This window comes from Sorangiineae bacterium MSr12523 (assembly GCA_037157775.1).
Lineage (GTDB): Bacteria > Myxococcota_A > Polyangia > Polyangiales > Polyangiaceae > Pendulispora > Pendulispora brunnea.
Genome location: CP089982.1, coordinates 4210474 through 4228443, shown reverse-complemented (window position 1 = coordinate 4228443; position 17970 = coordinate 4210474). Strand labels below are relative to the sequence as shown.

General features: G+C 64.6%; 2 protein-coding genes (1 of these 2 only partly in view). Both read right to left on the bottom strand.

Going from position 1 to position 17970, the window contains the following annotated elements; translation table 11 throughout:
- Window positions 1–3665, bottom strand: the beginning of a protein-coding gene (locus LZC95_16890) for an SDR family NAD(P)-dependent oxidoreductase (GenBank protein ID WXA98503.1). It extends 10846 nt beyond the left edge of the window; 3665 of the gene's 14511 nt are visible here — the first part of the coding sequence; its start codon is at window positions 3663–3665; its stop codon lies beyond the left edge, outside the window.
- Window positions 3662–17848: an SDR family NAD(P)-dependent oxidoreductase gene (locus tag LZC95_16885; protein ID WXA98502.1), complete on the bottom strand. Its 14187-nt coding sequence runs from the start codon at window positions 17846–17848 to the stop codon at window positions 3662–3664. Before LZC95_16885 ends, LZC95_16890 begins: the two co-directional genes overlap by 4 nt.
- Window positions 17849–17970: the final 122 nt, after the last annotated feature.

Below are 17970 nucleotides of genomic sequence, written 5' to 3'. Positions count from 1 at the left end.
TCCAGGCCGAACTTCGGCAGCGGCTCGTTCTCGCCCAGCTCGTGCACCGACGCCCCCAAGGTCCGGCTCACGACGTTCGTGAGCTCCGCCACGGTCCGGGCGCGCAGCCGCCCGCTCGGGACTCGGGCCGGTCGAGCGTCGCTTCGTTTCTCTTCCGCGGCCCGCGCCGGGCGCGCTTGCCGAACCATGCCGTCGCTCTCCGCCACGACGATCTGCTGCCCTTGCCCGTGCGCCGCACGCGCCGGGAACGCGACATGTTGGAACCCTTCCTCTTCCAACACGTGTTGCCACGTCGCCGGCGAGAGCACCGGTGTTCCGGCAATCCGCAAGGCGGCATCCTCGTAGAGCCACCAGCCTTCGAGCAAGCCAAAGGTCAGATGCGCGAACAGACTGCGGTCGGCGACCTCGTTCAGGAGCAAAAGTCCGTGGCGCTTCAATACGGCTTTGGCATTTCGAATCGTGTTTCGAATGCGCTTCGTCGCATGCAGCACGTTGGTGGCAATCACCAGATCGTAGGCGCCCAGCTCGAGGCCCTGCGGCCGAACCGGCTGCTCGACGTCGAACAGATGGTACGTCAGATACGGCGCCGTCGGACCGTACGACTGTTGCGCGTGCAACAAAAAGGCTTTGGAGATATCCGTGTATGCATATTCGGCCACCGCGCGCGCGTGCGGTTCGAGCCAGCGGAATACCTTCTCGCTGGTGCCGCCCGTTCCTGCGCCGATCTCGAGAATCCGTATCTTTGCGTTGGGATCGCTTCGCCGCCGGGCCTCGATGTACTCGACCACCGTGTCCGCCAATACGTCATTGAAATAGCCGACGACGGCGTTGTGCTTGTAAACGCCCTCCACCAATGCCAACGACGACCCCGGAAAGAGAACATCGGTCGCGGGGCGCTGGCCCGTCAAAATGGCCGGCAATGCGCGCAGGGTCACGTCCACCAGATTCAATTGTGCACGGAGCCCCGGCTCTTCGGCCCACACGCGCTTGTGCGCGTCCCACTCGGACCATACGGCCTCCGGATCCGGCGCCGGCGCATCGCTGGCGTAGCCCTGCTCGACGAGTACGCGGGCGCTCTCTTCGAGCCAGCGCTCGTACAGGGCCGGCAGTTCGGGCCGCGCCCGCCCGGCCCCATTCGATCGACCGGCCGTCGTGAACAGGCCCACCGAGCGCAGTTGCACGAGCAACAATCGCGCAAGCATTCGGTCCAAATCGCGCAGGGTCTCCGCCGCGCGCGCATCGACGGCAAAGGTGCGCTTGGCGCTGCGGGGCAGCTGCTCGATCACCGACGGCGCCGAGCCCTCGAGCGTCTCCATCGTGTCGGAGACCGCACCGATGGCAGAAAGCGCCTGGGGCCCAATGACGTTGATCAAGGCCACTTGGGACAACGACGCGCCGAGCAGCCGTTCCAGGGCGGGCAGGCCTTCGTCCGGCTCGATCGAGCCCACACCGAATTGCGCCAGACGCGCGCGGTACGCTTCGGAGGCCACGATGCCGACGCTTCCCCAATAGCTCCAGTTCATCACCTTCACGGCGCAAGGCCACTGGTGGCCGAGCTGGTGGGCGAAGGCGTCCTCGAAGGTGCAGCCGGCAGCGTAATTGCTTTGCCAGGCCACCTTCGAAAAGCTCTGGGTCGACGAAAAGAACAGCACCCAATCCAGGCGCTCTTGGGCGAACACCTGGGCGATGCGCACGCTGATATCCGCTTTGGTGCTCAGGCTCGCGCGAAAACGCGCCTCGTCCATTTGCGCGAGGCGGCTGTCGAGAAGGGTGATGGCCGTGTGCACCACACCGTGAATGGCGCCATGGCGCACCTTGACGGTCCGGTACGCGCGGTCCAAGGCATCGCGGTCCGCGGCATCCGCCTGGATGTACGTGGGCGCCGGTCCCAACTTCGAGAGGTGGGCAATCTTGGCCCGGATTTCGGCATTCTCTTCGCGACGCCCCACCCAAACGACGTGCGCCTGGTGCTGTCGAATCAGGTGTTCGCTGAAGACTTCACCGAGCCCGCCTGCACCTCCGATCACCACGTAAACGCCGCCGTGACGGTAATGTGGCTGCTTGGACGCCTCGAGTTCGCAGGGGACGAGTTGCTGCCGGTACCACTCGCCGTGGCGGTACGCCCAGGCGTTGCCCTGCGGGTCGGCGGGAAGACGCAGGGTTTCGGCGGCGAGGGCCTCCTTGGGATTCACCTCCGAGGGCAGGTCGACCAGGCGTACTTTCCATCCTTCGTATTCTTTTGCCAGAGAGCCGATCAGGCCGTGCACGCTCGCGTGCGTCGGGTCGATGCGTTCCGCCTGGGAGACAGGCTGCGCTTGCCAGGTGATGGCGCTGAGGCCCAGGGCGCGCTCGCCGTATCCGAGTGACAGCAGCGACTTGACCAAACGGTATAGAGCGACGACGCCGGCTTCTTGGCCTTCGAGAATGGCCTCGTCCGCAAGCGAGTGCATTGCGCTCGGCGGCGCCAGCCAAATGACGTGATCGATGGGGCCCGCCGCGGCGATGCGTGCACTCAGGGTCTCCACGGAGGCATCCGGGCCCGCGAGCAGCGTATGCAGACGCGGGTGGCGCTGGCGCCACCACTCCATGGGTGCAAACCGCTCCGGCGCATCGCCGACGAGCAAGACGGAGCTTTCCGCCGAGGGCCACGCCGTGGTCCACGCCGGCGGCTGCGCCTCCCAGCGCGGCGTCAGCGTCATGGTGCGCGCCGGGAGCTCTTCGCGGGTCTCGCTTTCCGAAACGACGCGCGAGGCAAAGCCCCCAAGGTGCACGCACACGCGACCGTCTTCGTCGCAGACATCGATGTCCAAGCGCTGAACGCTTCCCATCTCGCGCGGCCGAACGATGACCCATGCCAATGCAGGCGTGCGATCCACGACGTCCAGCGCGTCCAAAGCAAACGGCAATGCCGGCTGGAGCCCGCCGTCGTCCAGCACCAGGCCCAGGGAAGCCTGCAACGCACCATCCAGGACGCTCGGATGCAGCGCGAATTGGTCGCGTGTCGAACCTACGCCAACGGGGAGTTCGACCCGTGCCACGACGAAGCGGCGACCGTCGGTATCCGTCCCGACGTGCACGGCCGTGAGTCCCTGATGGGCGGGGCCGTACTCCAATCCAATGGACTGGAATGCCGAATAGACGCGGGCACGCTCGATGGATCGATCGCAACGCGCGCGAAGTGCCGCCACGTCGATGGGCGGAAGCGCGGGCGAATCCGTCAGGCGAGCGAGGCCCTGCGCGTGAACGACGTCGGTGTAGATCTCGAACGCGACGTCGCCGCCCTCCTGCCGGTGCAACGCGATATGCACCTCGCGCACGTCACTCACGACGAGCGGCCGCAGCCAGCGGATATCCCGCAACGCGACGCCAGCTCGCTGCTCGAGCGAGGCGCGAACGGCCGCGCAGGCCATCTCGAGGTAGCACACGGCGGGCAGCATCTTTCGGCCCTTCACGACATGATCGCTCAGGAAGAAGCTGTCGCCGCGCAACGTCGACGAGAATCGCTGCCCGTCGAGGCTGGAGGTATTTCGCTGCGCCAGAGGATGGCCGGCATGGCCACCGTTGCTCATCGGGCTGCGCTGCTGGGCAAGGAGATGCAACGCGTCGGCCTTCGAGAGGCGACCGGCCTTCATTTCCTTGAGCAGGTACTCGACCAACTGGGTCATTGAACGCCTTCCATGAGTAATTGCTTCGCTTTCTCGGCCGCGTCGTGGAGATCCATTTCGTTGGCGAGCAACGCATCGAGAACGGCACTCAGCGCATCGGATTCGGTGGGCGACGGCGGTGGCTGTGGCGGCGATTGCGGTTTGGCGTCGTTCAGCCAATACCGGTCCCGGGCAAAGGGGTACGTTGGCAGGCTCACGCGCCGGGGACGCGACTCGGCGTACAGCGCCGGCCAATCGATGGATGCACCCTGCACCCATCGCTGGAGGAGCTCGGGCAGCTCTTCATCGCCGGTGTGTCCGTGCACGTAACGGATCAACGTCGCGTGGGCTTCTTCGATGGTGACCGCGCTGCACGCCCACCGATGCTCCAGAGGCTCACGGCCCACCTGCAGCGTATACGCGATATCGGCAAGGTCGCCGTCCCGATGCTCGATGCGCTGGGCCAGATGCGCCGCGAGTTGGCGCGCCTGCTCGAGCAGCTGCGCCTTCGTCCTGGCCGAGAGAACCAAGAGGGCCGGCTGCTCGGACGTGATCGTCCGAGGTGACTTCGCCGGAGCCCGTGCCACGTATTCTTCGAGCACGACGTGCGCATTGACGCCACCGAATCCGAACGAGCTGACCCCCGCCCTGCGCGGCAGCGGCCGCCCCTCCCCGTCCGACTTTGCCGGCCACGGCTGCGTGGCATTCACGATGTAAAACGGACTGCCTTGCAATTGAATGTACGGATTGATCTCCTCGCAATGCAGACTCTTCACCAAGGTGCGATGCCGCAGCTGCAGCAACACCTTGATGACGCCCGCCACACCGGCGGCGAATTCCAGGTGTCCGACGTTCGTCTTCACCGAGCCAAGCCCGCAGATGCCTTCCTGCGCCGCCGCACCGTCGGAGAGCTCCGTGAATGCGCTTTTCAAACCATTGATCTCGATGGGATCGCCCAATGGCGTGCCCGAACCATGGGTTTCCACGTACGTCACGGTGCGCGGATCGATTCCGGCTTCCAACATGGCCGACTTGATCACGTCCGCCTGCGCCTTCGGATTGGGCGCGGTCAGCGAGCTGGCACGTCCGCCGTGATTCTCGGAGCTGCCGCGGATCAATGCGTAAATGTGGTCGCCGTCACGTTCGGCGGCCGAGAGGTTCTTGAGAACCAGCATCCCCACGCCTTCGCCGCGCACGTAGCCATTGGCATCCTTGGAGAAGGTTTTGCAGCGCCCGTCCTCGCAGAGCATGCCTGCCTTGCCAAGAATGATGTGCGCCCACGGCGTGACCATCGTGTTGACGCCGCCAGCCAGTGCCATTTCGCATTCGCCGGCCCGCATGGCGCGCACGGCGCGGTGGATCGCGACCAAAGAGCTCGAGCACGCGGTTTCCACCGGCTCGCTGGGGCCATGAATGTTCAGTAGATAACTGACCCGATTCGGTCCGATCGAGGCGATGGCGCTGGTGGAGTGGTAGCCCTCCGTCGATGCGCTGCTTTGCACACCCATCTCGGCGTAGCCGCTGCTGGCCGTGCCCACGAAGATGCCCGTCTTGCTGCCGGACAGGCTCTGGGCCGAATACCCCGCATCCTCGATGGCCTTCCACGCGAACGTCAGGAGCAACCGCTGCTGCGGGTCCATCGAGCGCGCCTCGCGTGGTGCAATATTGAAGAACAGCGGATCGAATTCCTCCACGCCCTCGATGAATCCGCCCCATTTGATGAGCGTCTTGTTGCCCTCCTCGGACGGTGCGCCGTAGATGGCGCGCCAATCCCAACGGCTCGAGGGAACCTCCGTGATGCTGTCCTTGCCGTCGCGAAGGTTGTCCCAGAACGACTCCAGATCCGGTGCGCCGGGGAAGCAGCCGCTCACCCCGATGATTGCAATGGGTTCGTTCGCAGGTTGCGCGGGAGCGCTGCGATGTTCGCGGACGCTGGGAGCGACCTTCGAACGCGGCAAACGCGCTTGGGAAGGCACACTCGGCCGGGCGATCGCGTGCTTCGCTTGGAGCTGCGCGGCGTGTTCGGCGACGAGGTACTCCGCAAAGCTGCGAACGGTGGAGTACTCGAAGAAGATGGCCGGACTCGTCTCCAGGCCGTAGACCTTGTCGACACTCTTGCCAAAGGCGGTCAGGCTCACGGACTCGAATCCCAGGTCGCCGAGTTGCTTCTCGGGATCGACGTCCTCGAGCTTCATTTTCAACTGCCGGGATACGATTTCGATCAGCGTAGCCTGGACCTTTTCGAGCAGCTCGCCCTGCTCGCCCTGGTTTGCCTGGTCTGCCACGACGGGCTCGTGGCCCACGACCGGCCTCTTCGCCGCTTTCGCCGGCTTCACGCCCAGCAGCGCCGTGAGCTTTCGCCGCTCTCCGGACAGAACCACCACTTGCGACGCTCGGCTTCGCCACGCGCGGTACAGCGCCTCGATGCCCGCCTCCGTGGACAGAACCTCGTAACCGCGCTCGCGCATGGAATCCTTGGTCGCCTCGTCCGCGCTCATTCCGCCTTCGGCCCACAGCGGCCAATCGATGGAGAGCGTTCTACCCTGCCCGACGCGCTTCTCGGCAAAGCGATCCAGGAAGGCATTGGCCATGGCATAATCGCTTTGCCCGAGATTCCCGAATACGCCGGCCACCGACGAAAACAAGATGTAGAAATCGAGCGCCACGTCGCGGGTGGCCTGGTCCAAGTGCAGCGCACCGCGAACTTTGGGGGCCAAAACCTCGTGGAAGGCTTCCTCACTCTTTTGGATCAGAAAGGCATCCCGGAGCACCCCCGCACTGTGCACGATGCCATCCAACGAGCCGTGCCGGCGGACGATGTCGCGGACGCATTCGTGAACCGCGTGCGCATCCGACACGTCCAGCGCGCAATACTCGATGTGCGCCGAGCCCAGTGCGCGAAGGGCGGCCAGCTTCTCGTCGCCAAGCGGAGAACGTCCTGTCAGAACGATGGTCGCATCCTCGACCCGGCGTGCAATTTCGCGGGCCATGATGCGACCCAACCCGCCTGCTCCGCCGGTGATCAGATAAACGCCGCCATCTTTCCACGGCACGTCCCCCGCGATGGGACCGCTCGGCTCTTGCAACTCTCGGAAGTGCGGCACCTCACGCGCGCCGGCGATGTAACGGATCTCCGTGTCGCCCTGGGCCGCGTCGTGCCGATTCTCGTCGAGGATGCTCGACACCACGTCGAGGTCGGCCGCTTCGGGCAGCGTGATCACCTGGCCCACCAACTTGGGATTCTCCTGGCGCGCCGTCTTGAGAAGCCCGCCCAGCGCCTGCAAGAATTCGCCTTTGGCGCTCAGGAGCACCTGAAACAGCACCGGGTTCTTCGGCCGTTCCCGCAACAGCCCCTGGACCTTCGCGAGCACGTGCTCGCCCGCTGCGGCAACGCGATCCTCGGGCGCGGCTTCCGCCGGCACGATCGACCAGCGGATGGACGGCCAGCGCGCTTCGAGCTGCGGGGCCAAGTTGGCATACGCCGGATCGAGGCAGATCCAATGCTCTCCGTAGTTGGCTTTTTCGATATCGGTGGCAAGCGGCTTGGCCTCCCACGCCCGCGTGAGGAGCAACGTCCCCGCGGCATCGGCCGACACCTCGCGCGCAGCCAGCCCGCCGAGGTGCACGCACACGCGGCCCGATTCATCGCAAACATCGATGTCCCAGGCCGCTCCGCTGGGTCGAATCAAGACCCAGGCCGGGCTCGGACTGCGATCCAGGCACTCGAGCTTGTGCAGCGCAAACGGCAAGGCCGGACGCGGCCCGGTTGCGGCGTCGTCGGCCAGGCTGAATCCGATCAAGGCTTGCAGCGCGCTATCCAGCACGCTCGGGTGCAACACGCAATGCTGCGCCTCGGGCATTTCGCGCACACCCGACGGCAACGCCACCTGCGCCAGAACGAAACGTCGGCCATCGGCGTCGGTTCCCGCCTGGAGCGCCGAGAGACCTCGATGCGCAGGACCATAGTCGAGCCCCATCGCACGGAACGTCTCGTAGCACTGCGCGACATCCAGCGTCCGATCCGCCCGAGACCGGAAGGCCGAAAGATCGACCCAGCGCGCCGTTGCCACTTCATTGTCGCGCGGCTCGAGGACCACCTGCCCCTGCGCATGCACGACGTCGCCCTCCGAGTAGACCTCGAATTCAATGGCGCCTTCCTCCGACATTCGCAACCGGATGTGGACCTCGCACGCCGCGTCCACCACCACGGGGCGCATCCACACCACGTTTCGCAAGGTCCATGCAGTATCGGCGTCGCACTCCAGGGAAGCCGCCGCGGCTGCGCGCGCCATCTCCAGGTAGCACACGCCCGGCAGGACCTTGCTGCCCTGGACCCGGTGATCGCGCAAGAAGGATTCGCTTCCGTCGAAGGTCGACGAAAAGCGCTGTAGGTCGAAGCTCGAGATATTTCGATGTACGAGCGGATGCAGCACTCGTTCCGTCAACATGCCCCGGCCTATCGCGGGGATTTCCGCCCAATACCGATCCCGCGCAAAGGGATATGCCGGCAGCGGGATTCCCCGCGGGGTACCGTCTGGATACAATTGACTCCAGTCGAAGGCGAGGCCCTTGACCCAGAGCTCCAGCAGCTTGCCGTACTTGCCTTTTTCCAGCCACGTACGGATCAAGCTGGCGATGTCCTCGTCGGCACTCAAACCGAACAACGCGTCCTTGTTCGTTTTCACCTCGCCCCGGAAGCACTCCTCGATTCGTCCTTTCTCGAGTGCCCCGTCCAGATAACCAATGAGCTTTTCGCGAAGGGAATCGAGGTTCGAGGCGGTGAACGCCAACCGTTGCTCCATCGCCTCGCGGCCGGTTTGCAAGGTGTAGGCGATGTTCGACAATCGATGATCCGGATGGCGCTCCACGTGGGCCAGCAGCTGCCGCGCCTGCTCACGAAGGCGCGCGTCGGTTTTCGCCGACAAAACGATGAGCGCCGGATGCTCCGGTGTCACGGGTCGCGTGGCGGGATCCTCGCCGGCGTCATATTCCTCGAGAATGACGTGGGCATTCGCACCACCCGCCCCGAACGAGGAGATACCCGCAATGCGAGGGTACTCCCGCGTGCCGACGACGGGACGCTGCCAAGGTTCGAGGTGCTGCTGCACTTTGAAAGGTGTGCGCTCGAAATCGATGTGCGGATTGAGTACCTCCGCGTGCAGGCTCGGCACCAGCATGCGATGCCGCATTTGCAAGAGCACCTTCGTCACGCCCGCGATGCCGGCGGCGCTCTCCAGGTGGCCGATGTTCGACTTCGCCGAGCCGATGGCGCAAAACTGCGTATCCTTCGTGAAGCGCCCGAAGGCCTGCGCGAGCCCGGCGATTTCGATGGGATCGCCCAAGCTCGTTCCCGTGCCGTGCGCCTCGATGTAGCTCACCGCACGCGGCTCGACCCCCGATGCCTGCAGCGCGCGGGCAATGACCTGGGCTTGCGCCACCGGATTGGGCACCGTGTAACCGTTGGTCTTGCCGCCATGGTTGATGCTGGTGCCTTTGATCACGGCGTAAACGTGGTCGCCGTCGGCAATCGCCTGGTGCAGCGGCTTGAGGAGGACCGCACCGACGCCTTCGCCCGGTACGTAGCCATCGCCACCCTGGCCAAAGCTCTCGCAGCGGCCCATGCTGGACGCGAATTGGCCTTGGGCCAAATGCAAATATTTATTCGGATGAATCGACGCGTTGACCCCACCGGCAATGGCCAATTCGCAGCCGCCGTGTTGGAGGCTCTCGCAGGCCAGGTGAATCGCGGTCAGGGAGCTCGAACACATGGTATCCACGGCCATGCTCGGCCCGTGAAAATTGCAGAAGTACGAAACGCGATTGGCAATGGATGCGGGGCTGCCTTGCAATGCAATGGGTTGGCCCAAAGCCTGCGCCTGTACGCCATAGAGCGGGTACTCTTCGTACATCACACCAACGAACACGCCCACGTTGCCGTCGAGCCCCGATGCCCGATGACGCCTCAGGGCCTCGCGCGTGTAGCCGGCGTCCTCCAGTGTTTGAACCACGCACTGCAGGAACAAGCGCTCCTGCGGGTCCATGAGCTGCGCTTCTTTTGGTGAAATATTGAAGAACAGCGGATCGAATTCATCGACGCCATCGATGAATCCGCCCCATTTGCTGTAGCTCTTACCCAGCTTGCCCTTCTCGGGGTCGAAGTAGACGCTGTGGTCCCACCGTTCCGGGGGGATCTCCACGATGCAATCCTTGCCGTCGCGAAGGTTTTCCCAGTACGCCGCGAGGTCGTACGCCTGCGGGTACCGGCCGCTCACCCCAATGATGGCAATCTCCATCGCGTGGACCGCACGCACCGGGACCGCGCCCGTTGTCCGACCGCGACGTCGCTTCGAGGCGACCGCAAGCTTACTCGCAGGGATCGCGGGGGCGGACGTGCGCACGGCCAGCAGGGGCATCAACGTGTCGCGGTGGTTCTCGATGAAGTACTGCGCCAGCGCATCGATGCTCTGGTACTCGAACATCAGCGTCTTCGGCAGCGAGCCGAACACCGTCTCCAGTTGGTTCACCAGCTTCAGCGCCAGCACGGAGTCGATGCCGTAGCGCTCCAGCGGGGCATCGGTCTCGATGCGACTGGGCTCGAGCTTCAACGTGGAGGCCAGCAATTGCTTCAAGTACTGCGCCGCGGGAATCCCCGCGGGTTGCACCGTGAGCACCGCGCCGAGCCTCGGGGTCTCTTTTGGAGCGCTCTCGAACCCACGCAACGTAAAGCCGGCGAAGTGTACGCACACGCGGCCCGATGCATCGCAGAGATCGATGTCCAGCTTCTGCAAGCCTCCGGCGGACGCTTCGCGCGGACGCACCACCACGGTGGCCTCCGCCGGCGTGCGGTCGTGGACGTCCAACCGCTCCAGCCCGAACGGCAATGCCGGGCGCGCCGTTTCATCGAGGGGCCACAGACCGAGCGACGCCTGCAGCGCGCTATCCATGACGCTGGGGTGCAGGTGATACGTCTCCGCGCTCGCGCTCGGCGGCAATTTCACCTGCGCCATCACGAAGCGCCGGCCATCCGCATCCGTCCCAGCTTGCAGGCTCGTGAGCCCGCGATGCGCCGGCCCGTACGCGATGCCGATCGCGCTCAGCGCCTCGTAGGCACGCGCGATGTCGAGCGACGGCCCACACTGGGACTGCAGCGCAGAGAGATCCAGTTGCGCGCCCTCGGGCTCGCGCACCACCGCACGCCCCTGCGCATGGACGACCTCCTCGCCCTCCCGCTGCGTATAAATCTCGAAATCGATTCCACCGGCATCGTGCCCGCCCAGAGCAATGTGCACCTCGCATGCATCGGCCACCGCCAGCGGCTGCACCCACACGATGTCCTGCAACACGAGCGGGACCTGCCCCTCGTCCAACGACGCCGAGACCGCTGCCCTTGCCATCTCGAGGTAGCACACGCCGGGCAGCACATGGCTGCCCCGGACGACATGATCGCTCAGGAAGAAGGCGTCCGCACGCAACGTCGACGAGAAGCGCTGCTCGCGCAGGCTGGACGTGTTGCGTTGGACCAGCGGATGGATCGCCTTCTCGGTGAACGAGACGCGGGAACGCCCCGCCGTCTCGATCCAATACCGCTCGCGGGCGAAGGGATACGTTGGCAGGCGGATGCGCCGCGGCGTGGGCGCGTTCGCGTACAGGCGCGACCAATCGAATGACAAGCCTTGGGACCAAAGCTCCAGCAGCTTGTCGTGCTTGCCCTTTTCCACCCACGCGCCAAGGGCCTGCGCCATGTCTTCGTCGAGGTCGATCACGGCGAGCGCGCCATGGTTTCTCTTCGCCTCGCCGCGGTACACCGAATCGGATTCCGGCCCCTCGAGGTAGCCCGTGAGCTTCGTGCGCAACTCCTCGAGTGTGACCGCCGTGAACGCCAGGCGCTGCTCCATGGCCTCGCGCCCCACTTGAAGGGTGTAGGCGAGATCGGTCAGGTCCGCGTCCGCAAAGTCCTCGTTCGAGACCGCTTTCAAAAGCTGCTGGGCCTGCGCCTGCAATCGGTCTTCGTTCTTCGCCGAAAGGACGATCAGCGCCGGGTGCGAAGCCGTCGGGGCATGGGAATGCGCGCGCTCCGGCTCCAGGTATTGCTCGAGCACCACGTGCGCGTTCGCGCCGCCGACGCCGAAGCTGCTCACCCCTGCACGGCGCGGCACCGGTCGCCCCTGCGCATCGCGCATCTCCGGCCACGCGCACGTCTCCCGCACCAGATAGAATGGAGTGCCCTCCAGCTGCAAATACGGATTTGGCTCCCGCAAATGCGGATTGCCGGGAATCCGCCCATGCCGGAGCATCATGAGCACCTTGACGACACCGGCAATTCCGGCCGCCGCCTCGAGGTGTCCGATGTTCGTCTTCAGCGATCCCACACCGCAATGCGGTTCGATTGCACCGGTGATCCCCTGGGCCGCTTGCAATTGCGCAAACGCGCCTTTGAGGCCATTGAGCTCGACGGGATCGCCCAACACGGTGCCCGTGCCGTGCGCCTCGATGTATCCCATGGTGCGCACGTCGATGCCAGCATTGGTGTACGCCGTGACGATGAGCTCCTGCTGCGCCAATGGATTCGGCGCCGTGGGCGACGTGGCTTTGCCGCCGTGGTTTTCCGCGCTGCCGCGAACGAGCCCGTAAATGCGGTCGCCATCCGCGCGCGCGCGGCTCAATGTCTTCAGAAAGAGCGCGGCCACCCCTTCCCCGCGTCCGTAACCGTCGGCGCCGCGGTCGAAGGTCTTGCACCGGCCATCTTCGCTGAGCATGCCCATTTGGCTCGCGCCAATGGTGACGTCCGGGCTTGCCAGCACGTTGACACCGCCGACCACGGCGGCGTCGATTTCGCCGGAGCGCAAGCAGCCCGCCGCGCGGTGAATGGCCACCAAGGAACTGGAGCACGCGGTGTCGATGGGCTCACTCGGACCGTGCAGATCCAAAAGATAGGAAACGCGATTGGCCACCAAGAAATGGAACAAGCCTTGGGTTACGCCCTGCCCGTGCAGCCCGTGGACCAAGTCCTTGTAATCCAGCGTGGAGACACCGATGAACACGCCGGTTTTGCTGCCCGATAGGCTGCCGGGCCGGTAGCCCGCGTCCTCGATGCACGCCCACGCGCACTCGATGAACAGGCGCAGCTGCGGGTCCATGCCCTGCGCCTCCAGCGGCGATATTCCGAAGAACAACGGGTCGAAACAATCGACGTCCGCCATGAAGCCGCCCGTTTTGACGAGCGTCTTGTCCGGCCCCGACTTCGGATCGCCGTAGTACTTCTGCCAATCCCACCGATCCGCGGGGACCTCGCCGATGAGATCGCGGTTTGCGACGATGTTCTCCCAAAGGTCGTCGACGCTGGGCGATCCCGGGAATCGCCCGACCATGCCCACCACGGCAATCGGCTCGTTGCCTGACGCGACCGCCTCGATTCGACGCTCCGCACGAGCCATGGGCGTGACGGCTTTGGGGACGGTCTCGCGGCGATTTGGCTCCGCCTTTGCGTGGACCGCGCGCAATTGCGGCTCGTGACGCTTCACCAGGTAATCGACAAGGGCTCCAAATGTGGAGCACTCGAAGAACACCGTGGGCATCAATTCGAGTGCGTAGCGCTTGTTCAACCGATTGGTGAACTCGGTGAGCGCCATCGAATCGAAGCCATAACGCGCAAGCTCCGCCCGCGGATCGAGCCGGCTCGCCTCCAACTTGATCACGCCCGAGGCCATCCGCGTCAGCTCGTGAAGCGCGCGATCGCGCAGCGACTGCTCCGGGGCGATCTCCGCAGAAGGCTCCTTTTCTTTCGCGCCGTACACACCAGGAACGGCCGTAAAACCTCGGAACGCGACGACGCATTCACCGCCCGCATCCACCACGTCGATATCGTATTTCCCGATACCGCCCGAGGCTCCGCCCGGACTTCGGCGCGCGTACACGTAGGCCGTACGCGGGATATCCGCGTAAATCCAAAACGCCTCCAAGGTGTACGGGAATCGCCATTGACGCTGGCCGTCCTGGATGAGCGATAGAAAAATCGCGGCCATCAGCGCCGAATTCCCAAGGTTCGGATGCAGGAAGAACGCTCCGCTGCCCGCCTCGGGTTCACCTGGGGCCTGCAGTTTTGCCAGTGCTTCCTGATCGGAATGGGCCAGGGATTCGATCCACGATTTGTCGTAGGAAGCGGGCATGCCCATCACTTCGTTGCGCGTCCGCTCGTCCACACGGCTCGCGCAGCGCAATTGGAGTGCCTCGATGTCCAGCGCCGGTGGCCTTGCAGGTCGGTCCGGCGAGCCTTCGAACACGAGCAATCCCTGCGCGTGGGTCGCCTGCCCCGAGGTCACCGTGTAACCGCAACCATTGTGCTCGTCCGAGAGCGCGATGCGCATTTCGGCATCACCGTTCGCGATCACCTTCGGAGAGACCCAAAGCGCGTTGCGAATGCCCGCGATCTTCTGGCCCTCGGCAGCTTCGCCCGCGGCCTTGGCCATCTCGAGGTACGCCACCGCCGGGAACAGCCGATCGTGATCCTCGAGGAACCATTCCGATCCGCGGAACGTGCTCGCAAACTCGCGCGCGGACACCTCGCGATGCAGCAGCGGGTGCTTTTGCGGCTCGGGATCCATCCAATAGCGCCGCCGCTGAAACGGATACGTGGGCAGCGCAACGATGCGGGCGCCCGGATCGTGCGGCGGCTCCGCGGGGATCTCCAGGCCCGCCATCCACGACCGGGCGAGTTCCTCCCGTGACGGAGACTCCAGGTACGTGGACAATCGCGTGCGCAATTCGTCCAGGCTCGCCGCCACGAACGCGAGGCGTGCGGGCAGCTGCTCCCGTCGCAGCAAGGTGTAGGCGATGTCCCCAAGGGCAACGTCGCGGGCGGACGTCGCGTAGTCCAAGAGCCTCTGCGCGACGAGCGGCAGTTGCTCCCCGTCCATGGCTGACAGCACGATGGTCTGCGGTCCGGTCGCCGCACGTTGCGCGGGCGTTCTTGTGGCGTGGGCTTCTTCGACGACCAGGCTCACGTAGGAACCGCCCGCGCCGAACGAATTGATGAGCGCCCGGCGCGGCGTCTCGGCCTTCCACGACCGGACCTCGCGCAGCAAATGGAACGGGCTGCCCCCGAAGCGCAGATTCGGATTCACCGTTTCGACCGGCAAAGCCGGGATCAGCGTGCGATGCTTCATCTGCAGCACCAACTTGGTGAGCTGCGAAATCCCGGACGCCGCCTCGGCATGACCGATGTGCGATTTCACCGATCCCATCGCGCAGAAGTCCGCATCGCTCGTGAACTTCGCGAACGCCTTCTTGAGCGCCGTCAGCTCGACGGCGTCGGCCAACGTGAACCCCGTCGCCGCAGACTCGACGTACGAAATGGTCCGCGGATCGATTCCGGCCTTGCGCAACGTTCGTTCAATCAACGCCGCCTGCGTGTTGGGATCGGGCACCGCGTAGCCGCTCGAGCGACCGCTATGGTTCGTGCAGGTGGCCTTGATGACCGCCCAGACCGAATCCCCATCGCGAACCGCCGCATGCAAGGGCTTGAGCAGCACCGCGCCCACGCCCTCCGCCGGGAGATACCCATCGCCCGCGGCGAAGCTTCGATTGCCCGGATGGCTGCCCACCATCTGCGCCTGGCTGAGTCCCACGTAGCGCTGCGGGTGAATCAGCAGGTTCACCCCGCCCGCAATGGCCATTTGGCATTCGCCGCGCTGCAGATCGCTGCAGGCCATATGAATGGCCATGGCCGAGGACGAGCACATGGAGTCCACGGCGATGCTCGGGCCCTTCAGATCGAAGAAATTCGACACCCGGTTGGCGATGTCGCCGCTGGAGGAAAGCGCCGCGAGCGACTCTCTGGAGATATCGAGACCGAAGCCGCGGTACTGCTGGGACATCGACCCCACGTAGAGCCCTACGTTGCCCTGGAACTGGGTTTGCAGCACCTGCCGGCCGTAGCCCGTGCTCTCGAGCAGCTCCCACACCGTTTCCAGATACAGCCGGATCTGCGGGTCCAGGCTCTCCGCATTGCGCGGAGAAATATTGAAGAACAGCGGATCGAACTGATCCACATCCTCCAGGAAGCCGCCCCACTTGCTGTAGCTCTTGCCGGGCTTGCCCTTCTCCGGGTCGAAGTAGGCGCGGTGATCCCAGCGTGCCTCCGGGATCTCGGTGATGGCATCGCGCCCCGCCTGCAGGTTGGCCCAAAGCTGATCGATGTCCTTCGCCTGCGGATAGCGACCCACCAGGCCGATGATGGCGATGTCCGAAACGGCTTCTTCGGCCGCCCCGTAGCGCGAGACGACTTCCTTGTCGAAGGACGCGTTGACCAGCGCCCCCAGATGCGTCACCTCCTTGATCGAGGCATTGACGACCGAGGCGACGACCTCACCCGACTCCGACACGAGCTGCGCATCGAACGATACGTAGTCGGCTCGGTGGATGCGTGTACGAAAGACGATGTAGAAGCGCGGCGGCGTCGGGCGGTGCACCACCAGTTTCTCGATGGCCAGCGGAACGGAGATGCGCGAGGCCGCCGCGTCGTTGCTGTAATAGAAATAGCAAGAGCAGAGCGCAACCGGATCGAGCGCATAGCTCGGTGCGCTCGCGTGATCCACGCTCACCTGAATGACTTGAACGCTCTCGTTCACCACCCAAACGGCTTCGGCCGTCCGGAGCAGCGGCCCGATGGTGAAGTCGCGCGTGCGCCGATAGATCTGGTCAATGTCCGTTTGACTCAGGCGCCTTGCGTTCGCGAGCAAGGACGGCACATCGACGGTACCGGCCGCCGTGGTGGCCTCGCCAATGAAGTCTCCCTCGCAGCAGATCTTCGTTCCCTCGGTCGCCGAGGCGTATTCCACCTTGAACGAGCTGCCTCGATCGGCGGGGTGAAAGCCCACGGAAATCGTGACGCTTTCGCCCTTCTTCAAGGTGATGGGGCCGCCGCGAAATCGGATATTTCGCAGCTCCACGGGCCCCGAGTTGCGCGCCCGCTCGCGATACGACTCCACCGCCAAGCACGGATGGGTCACGCCCATCAGAGCGGGCTCGCCCAACACCAGATGATCCTGCAAATACGGATCTTCCCCCCGGAACACATAAGTGCCCAGCGCGGCCTTCGGAGTCTCGATTGCCGCGGAGAAATGCCCGAGATCGGCCAGGTGCGCGGCCAGATCGGCAATCGTCACGTACTCGAAAAACAGCGTGGGCGAGAGCGACGTGCCGGCCTTTTCCTCGATGGCGTGGGCGAGCTCCAGCAGCTCCGACGATTGCAATCCAAGCTCGTAGAATCGCGCGGTGCGGTCTATTTGCTGCACGGGGCGGCGCAACCTCGATGCGAGGAGCTCCCGCAGAAACGTTTCAACGGTGGGCCGCGCATCCGCCACGGCGGGCTGCGCCCTGCGGCCGTCGATCAACCCAGGATCGCGAATCGCCTTGCTGGTCACATTTTTCAGCTCGGCGACCTTGCGCCCGGCCGCGTCGAAAAACTCCAAGGTGCACTGACGGAGCTCCTGCACCTCCCGGATCGAACTCCGGCGAATGCGCGCCACGCAGTGCTCTTGGAGCAACTCCCGGGCGCGGAACGACTCGTACACCAAGGGCAATGCCAGCTGCCCGTCGCGACGTGGCTCCAACCACGCGAGCATGGCCAGCCCGCCGCACACGGCGCTGCCATCGATGAGGGCCGGATGGAACATCACGTGCTCGGCACTCTCCCGAGCCGCCTCGCTCAAGGCGCACTCGATGTGAATGGCCTCGTCCGTGCGAACCAGGCGCCCGCGCGCTTGCATGAAAGGCCCGTGCACCAACTCCTGCTTGCGGTATTCCGCATACATCTCGTCCAACGAGAACGCTTGGCACTCGCCATGCCCTATCGCGCCCACATCGATGGACTCATCGAAGTCGGGTGAATCCAGCTGGTGCATTTCCGCGGAGAGATAACGCTTGCTCGCTTCGCTCTGCAATTTACCTTCGATTTCAATCCGCCAGCGATCCGCTCGATGCTCCGTGCAACGAATGTGCAGGAGCAACGTTTGGTCTTTCGCAATTGCGAGTGGATGATAAATCGACACGTTCCGCAATTCGAGCGAACGGAAGTCATGGCCGTACTTACGGAAAACCGCATACAGCAAATCGATGTATGCGAGACCCGGCAACAGGTGCTGGTCGAGAACCTGATGATCTCGGACGACGGGGTTGTCGAGGGTGAGACTCAGAAATTCTTCCATGACGTAACTTCCCAACTCGGCCGACCATGTGCGCTCCGCGCGCGGTTCATCGGCGACCGGCGTCGGATGGTATGTGCCTGAACTCGAGGTGGCTGGACGGCGATTCGGAAATCGCCACGATC

Bases quoted from the DNA above. Each gene is read 5' to 3' on its own strand.
- LZC95_16885 (WXA98502.1), bottom strand. From the start codon at position 17,848: ATGGAAGAATTTCTGAGTCTCACCCTCGACAACCCCGTCGTCCGAGAT.